General features: G+C 69.2%; 5 protein-coding genes. 1 reads left to right on the top strand and 4 read right to left on the bottom strand.

All coding sequences use genetic code 11. The features are described 5' to 3' along the window. Positions 1 to 173: 173 nt before the first annotated feature. Positions 174 to 1,037 carry a helix-turn-helix domain-containing protein gene (locus AOK17_RS10830; protein WP_079052922.1) on the top strand — a complete coding sequence of 288 codons (864 nt, stop codon included), beginning with the start codon at positions 174 to 176 and terminating at the stop codon, positions 1,035 to 1,037. Between the two features lie 169 nt (positions 1,038 to 1,206). On the opposite strand, the gene dnaK is transcribed toward AOK17_RS10830, so the two are convergent. The 4 genes from dnaK to AOK17_RS10850 all read right to left on the bottom strand — a co-directional run. After that, positions 1,207 to 3,108: a molecular chaperone DnaK gene (gene dnaK / locus AOK17_RS10835; protein WP_055612174.1), complete on the bottom strand. Its 1,902-nt coding sequence runs from the start codon at positions 3,106 to 3,108 to the stop codon at positions 1,207 to 1,209. A gap of 250 nt (positions 3,109 to 3,358) precedes the next feature. Next, positions 3,359 to 4,573, bottom strand: coding sequence for an esterase-like activity of phytase family protein (locus AOK17_RS10840; protein WP_055612175.1), 1,215 nt, complete (start codon positions 4,571 to 4,573; stop codon positions 3,359 to 3,361). 277 nt (positions 4,574 to 4,850) lie between these two features. Continuing rightward, the gene (locus tag AOK17_RS10845) at positions 4,851 to 5,279 is read right to left on the bottom strand and encodes an OsmC family protein (protein WP_055612176.1); all 429 of its coding nucleotides are present in this window, start codon (positions 5,277 to 5,279) and stop codon (positions 4,851 to 4,853) included. Positions 5,280 to 5,343: 64 nt separating this feature from the next. Further along, positions 5,344 to 6,627: vWA domain-containing protein (locus AOK17_RS10850; RefSeq protein WP_055612177.1), on the bottom strand; the 1,284-nt coding region annotated here is incomplete at its 5' end.

The following is a 6,627-nucleotide window of genomic DNA, read 5'->3' on the forward strand; positions in this document are numbered from 1 at the left end:
ACCCGGTTCCCGGACCGGAGTGCGCCGGCCCGGAAACCGGTACATCCACCATGACGTGCGCCCCGGGTGGCGGTCGATTACCGCAGAGGTAATGACAACGCCCCGGATCAGGTGATGGTTGAGCGGGAACATGGCACACTTCTCGCCATGCTCGGCGCTTGGGGAGGCGTGGCGTGAGTGAAAGGCGTCCTGCGCCGACCGTGGGGCAGGTGGTGCTGGGTAGACGGCTGCAGGAGTTGCGCGAGGCGTCCGGTCTGAGACGGGACGAGGCCGCGCGGATCCTGCGGGTCACCGGCGCGACCATCCGCCGCATGGAGATGGCCGAGGTCTCGCTGAAGATTCCGTACGTCCAGGTGCTCCTGTCGACGTACGGCGTGCCCGACGAGGAGATCGCGGCGTTCGTCCGGCTGACCGAGGAGGCGAACCAGCCGGGCTGGTGGCAGCGCTTCCACGATGTCCTGCCGGACTGGTTCAGCATGCATGTGAGCCTGGAGGGCGCGGCCTCGATCATCCGGTCGTACGAGCCGCACTTCGTGCCCGGGCTGCTGCAGACCGAGGACTACGCGCGTGCGGTCCTGGAGGCGGGCACGGTCGGGCAGACCGGGCCCGCGGAGATCGAGCGCCATGTGTCCCTGCGGATGGCTCGGCAGAAGCTGCTGACCGGGGACCGCCCGCCGCACCTCTGGGTGATCATGGAGGAAACGGTCCTGCGGCGGCCGGTCAGTATCCGGTCCGAGGTGATGGCCGAGCAGCTCGACCATCTGCTGGAGGCCGTCGAGAACGACCACATCACGTTGCAGATCGCCGAGTTCGCGTCCGGGCCGCATCCGGGGACGTACGCGCCGTTCGTGCTGTTCCGCTTTGCGGAGCCGGAGCTTCCCGACATGGTTTACACCGAGTATCTGACCGGGGCGCTGTATCTCGACTCCCGCAACGAGGTGGCCGCGCACTTGGAGGTGCTGGACCATATGACCACCGGGGCGGCCGGGGCGCGGCGGACCGCGGAGTTGATTCGGGCTCGGCGGGCCGATTTCTAGGGTGTGGGGCTCGTTGTCGGTTGTTGGGTGACGGCCGTCGTGGGTTGAGTGCGCAGTTCCCCGCGCCCCTAGGTGGGTGGGAGCTGCTGTTGATTGTTGGGTGACGGCCGTCTGTGGCTGGGTGCGCAGTTCCCCGCGCCCCTGAGGGGAGTGGGGTGGGGCGGACCCCTCAGGTTGGGTTGTCCTTTGTGTTGGTGTCGGGCTCGCCGGGTTTGTCGTCGTCGACGATTTCCGCGTCGACCACGCCCTCCTCGTCGTTCGGTGGGGTCTGCTCGGTGCCGGGCTGGTCCTGTGGGGGTGGCGGTGACTGCTGGGCCTGGGCGTACATCGCCTGGCCCATCTTCTGGCTGACGGTGGCGAGCTTTTCGACGCCGGTGCGCAGGGTGTTCGTGTCCGTGGTCTCCCGTTGCTCCAGGAGGGCCTTCAGTTCGGCGATCGCGGACTCGACCTCGGTCTTCGTGTCGTCGGACGGGATGCGCTCTTCGTTCTCGCGGATGAACTTCTCGGTCTGGTAGACGAGTTGCTCGGCCTGGTTGCGGGTCTCCGCGGCCTCCCGGCGTCCCCGGTCCTCGTCGGCGTACTGCTCGGCCTCGCGCATCATGCGGTCGATGTCGTCCTTGGGGAGCGCCGAGCCGCCCGTGACGGTCATCTTCTGTTCGCGGCCGGTGGCGAGGTCCTTCGCCGAGACGTGCATGATGCCGTTGGCGTCGATGTCGAAGGCGACCTCGATCTGCGGGACCCCGCGGGGCGAGGGCGGCAGCCCGGTGAGGTCGAAGACGCCCAACTTCTTGTTGTAGGCGGCGATTTCACGCTCGCCCTGGAAGACCTGGATGCCGACCGAGGGCTGGTTGTCCGTGGCGGTGGTGAAGATCTCCGAACGCCTCGTGGGAATGGTCGTGTTGCGTTCGATGAGCTTCGTCATGATGCCGCCCTTGGTCTCGATGCCCAGGGACAGCGGGGTGACGTCGAGGAGCAGGACGTCCTTCACGTCGCCGCGGATGACACCCGCCTGGAGGGCCGCGCCGAGGGCCACGACCTCGTCCGGGTTGACGCCCTTGTGCGGGTCCTTGCCGGTGAGTTCCTTCACCAGTTCGGTCACCGCGGGCATCCGGGTGGAGCCGCCGACGAGGATGACGTGGTCGACCGCCGAGAGCTTCACACCCGCGTCCTTGACCGCCTGGTGGAAGGGGTTCTTGCAGCGGTCGAGCAAGTCGGCGGTGAGCTCCTGGAACTGAGCGCGCGTCAGTTTCTCGTCGAGGTGCAGCGGACCTTCGGCGGAGGCGGTGATGTAGGGCAGGTTGATGGACGTCTCGGTGGACGAGGACAGCTCGATCTTGGCCTTCTCCGCGCCCTCGCGCAGCCGCTGGAGCGCCATCTTGTCCTGGCCGAGGTCGATGCCGTACGAGCCCTTGAAGCGTTTGACGAGGTGCTCGACGATCCGGTGGTCCCAGTCGTCGCCGCCCAGTTGGGTGTCGCCGTTGGTGGCCTTGACCTCGATGACGCCGTCGCCGATCTCCAGGAGCGAGACGTCGAAGGTGCCGCCGCCCAGGTCGAAGACGAGGACGGTCTGCTCCTCGCCGCGGTCGAGCCCGTACGCGAGGGCCGCGGCCGTCGGTTCGTTGATGATCCGCAGGACCTTGAGGCCCGCGATCTCGCCGGCCTCCTTCGTGGCCTGGCGCTGGGTGTCGTCGAAGTAGGCGGGCACGGTGATCACCGCGTCGGTGACGTCCTCGCCGAGATACGCCTCGGCGTCCCGCTTCAGTTTCTGGAGCACGCGCGCGGACAGTTCCTGCGCGCGGTAGCGGGTGCCGTCGATGGTGCCACTGTCGGGGAACCTCCAACTCGGTTCACCCATATGGCGTTTGACGGAGCGCGCGGTGCGCTCGACGTTCGTCACGGCCTGCCGTTTGGCGACCTCACCCACGAGGACCTCGCTGTTCTTGGCGAAGGCCACCACCGAGGGGGTGGTGCGCGCACCCTCGGCGTTGGCGACGACCGTGGGGTCACCCCCTTCCAGAACAGCCACCACCGAGTTGGTGGTACCGAGATCGATCCCGACCGCACGTGCCATGTCCGTCCCCTTCCGCCCGGGCTTAACGCCTACCATCACAAAACTTGAGTGCCTCCCTGTCAATGGGGCGGGTACCCCGGACGGAGGCGGACGATCCCGGACGGCGACCCTGAACCCGACCCTCGACGCGACCCCGGACGGCGACCCTGAACCCGACCCTCGACGCGACCCCGGACGGCGCGCCCCCGGACATGAAGATGCCGCGGCCCGAAGCGATTCGGACCGCGGCCGGAGCGGCAGGGCCACACCCCTAGCGGAGGGCGCGCTTGTCCGCCTTCAGGCTCTGCGAGAGCCGGATGGTGATGAACTCGTTGTTGTCCGCCTTGCCCGGCGTACGGCCGGAGGAGAACGGGAAGTTGTTGTCGTTCAGGACGGCCAGCGTCCGGTTGTCGAGGAGAACCACGTCCTCGATCGTGGTGAACGGGAAGGTGAAGGTCTCGCCGAAGCCGCCGATGCCCTTCGGGTTCGCGATGTTCATCAGGTCGGCCACGAGGGTCTTGTCCATCACCCCGTCGCCGTCGCGGTCACGCGTGTCCGCGAGGTAGATCCGCTTGAACTTGGCGTCGGCGCCCTGGCCGCCGTCGCGCTCGATGACCAGGAAGCGGTTCTTGTCGACGGCTATGGCGTCACCGATGGCGTTGGAGGGCGACTCCAGGCGGTAGCTGAAACGCTTCCCCGTGTACTCCCGGCTCTTCAGGTCGAACTCGCTGAAGCGCAGGTCGCCGGGGGTGTCACCGTTGACCGTGCCTTCGAGGAGCGGGTAGAGCCGACGGCCGTCGACGGAGCGGACCATGCCCTCGAAGCCCTTGCTGCCGCCGATGGTGGGCTGGGCGCCGTTCAGGTGCGGGTTCTCCGGCGCCCGCACTCCGTCGAGCGAGATGGGGGCTTCGAGAAGCTTGCCCGTCGCCGAGAAGTGCAGCAGGAACGGGCCGAACTCGTCGCCCAGCCAGTACGAGCCGTCGTACGCCCGCACGATGGACTCGACGTCGAAGTCGGCGCCGGTCAGCACCCGGTCGGCCCGGGTGAGCGGGAACGGCACCTTGCGGTACGGGTCGCTGAGGTCGAAGCCGCCCAGGACCTTGACCTTGCCGGTCTTCGTGTCCGGCTCGACGCGGTGCACGCGGAGCAGGAAGTCGGCGCTGTTGGCCTTGCCGCCGTAGCCGTTGTCGGACAGCACGTCGTAGCTGCCGTCGTGGCGGTTGACGGCGCCGCTGAAGCCCTGGACGGGCTGGTCGGCGAACGGGCCGGTGATGCCGTTGAACGGGCCCGCTCCGATGGCCGAGCCCGACGGCTCGCTGTTCGGGACGAACGTCTCGGCGGGAAGCGAGGCGAAACCGGTCAGCCTGGCCTGGCCGAAGGCCTTGGTGGCCCGACCGTGGTCCTTGGAGTCGCGGTCGGCCATGGCGGGCGACGCGAGTCCGACGGTCAGCGCGACAACGCCGGCCGTGATCGAAAGTCTCTTCATGGCCCGCACATTAGGGAGCCCGGGTGACGGGCGGCCGAACACAGGACGACGCGGACCATGGCGATGCGGGCCAGGGGGATGTCGGGCGGCAACGCCCTTCTAGGTCGAGTTCGTGGCCGAGTTCGTGGTCGTGGTCGGATCCTGGTCCGGCCGTCGGGTCCCGGTCCGGCCATCGGGTCCCGGTCCGGCCGCCGGGCAAGCGCCTCTCGGTGAAGCAGCTTGCCCGGCAACCGCTCGGAGTTGCCTCAGACAACCCGACCAGGCGCGGAATCGCAGGTCAGGCGAGCTTCGCCGACAGCGTGATCGTCGTGCCGGTGAGCGCCTGGCTGACCGGGCAGTTCTTCTTGGCGTCCTCGGCAGCCGCGACGAACGCGTCCTCCTCGATGCCCGGAACCGTGCCCTCCACCGTGAGGTGGATGCCCGTGATGCCCTCGCCCGGCTGGAACGTGACGTCGGCGGAGGTGGTGAGCTTGGTGGCCGGTGTGCCGGCCCCGGCCAGGGCGTGCGAGAACGCCATGGAGAAGCAGCTGGAGTGCGCGGCGGCGATCAGCTCCTCGGGGCTGGTCTTGCCGTTCGCGTCCTGGGAACGCGACGCCCAGGTCACGGGCTGCGCGGGGATGGCGCCGGAGGAGTCGAAGCTGACAACTCCGTTGCCCTCAAGCAGGTTGCCTTCCCAGACGGTGTGTGCGGAGCGCGTGGTTGCCACGATGAATCCCTTTCGATCAGGTCCCGGTTTTGGGGTCCGTAGCACTATCCGATCACACTCGGGCTCACCGCACGCGAAAGACGGGCCCTCGTGCGGTGAACGGCAGGGAAGAACCCTGCGGGATCAGGTAGGCGTGCTCGCGCCGGACACGCAGGACGTCGCACCAGCCGTCCGTGATGACCAGGATCGGGGCGCCCGGCGGGAAGTCCTCGGCGCGGTGCAGCAGGTCGATGCCGGGCTGGAGGATGGTGCCACCGCGACCGTGGACGCGTACCCGGCCCGCGATCTCCGTGACGGGGAGGAAGCCGGCGTCGTGCGGGGCCGCGTCGCAGAAGACGACCCGGGCGGCCGGTACGTCACGGGCCTCGGCGTACGAGGCGATGGCGCCCAGGGCCTTGCCGAGCAGGGTGCGGTCCATGGAGCCGGAGGTGTCGAGGACGACGCCGAAGGTGCAGCGGGCGATCTCCTCGGGCGGGAAGTAGCGTCCGGCGCGCGGGATGTCGGGGGTGGCCGCCTGGCGGCGGGCGGGGCGCGCGTAGGTCCGTACCGGCTCGGGGCGGGGCACGAACTCGTCGAACCAGCGGGCAAGTCGGGCGTCCCAGGGCAGCGGCGGGTGGCTGAGCGCGCGGATCTCCTCCACCAGTCCGCCGGGCAGGAAGCCGCGGCTCTGCTGCTGGTGCAGGTCGAGGCCGTTGGCGAGGCCGCGGCGGTAGAACTCGTCCAGGTCCACGTAGTCGCGCGGCGAGCCGAGCGGGCCGCCGAGGATGTCGCCGACGCCCTTGCCGCGCAGGGTGGCGAGCCGTCGCATGCGGCGCAGGTCGGTGGCGAGCCGGTCGTAGACCTCCTCGGCGGAGAGGTCCTTCAACTCCTGGTCGTACAACAGCCCTTCGGGCATCGTGCCGACCTGCATCTCGACCAGCCAGGCGTTGATGACGTAGTCGCAGGCGACGTTGAAGAGGTACGGGTCGCGGGCGCCGCAGCGGTCGCCGTGGCGCAGCGCCGCGTGCAGCATCTCGTGGGCGAGGACGAACCGCCATTCCTCGTCGTCGAGTTGGAGCAGCGGGTTGATGTAGATCTCGGCGGCTCCCGCGTCGACCGCGGCGACGGAGATGCCGTGCGCGCGGGCGAGTTCGGCGTCCGCGACGATCGTGATGCCCGCCGCGATGCCGCCGAGCAGCGGGTAGGAGGAGACGAACCAGCTCAGCGCCCGCTCCCACGGCTGCCGCGGGGTGACACCGCCGCGCATCGAGTCGCGACGGCCTCCCGCCATGTCCATCGCGGCGGCCACCGTGCGGGTCAGCGCGTGGGCGAAGGCGAGCTGCCAGTCCGGCGGCCGGCCGCCGAGCCA

Origin of the sequence: Streptomyces phaeochromogenes (assembly GCF_001418655.1) — a bacterium.
In the GTDB taxonomy this organism is placed as follows: Bacteria; Actinomycetota; Actinomycetes; order Streptomycetales; family Streptomycetaceae; genus Streptomyces; species Streptomyces phaeochromogenes.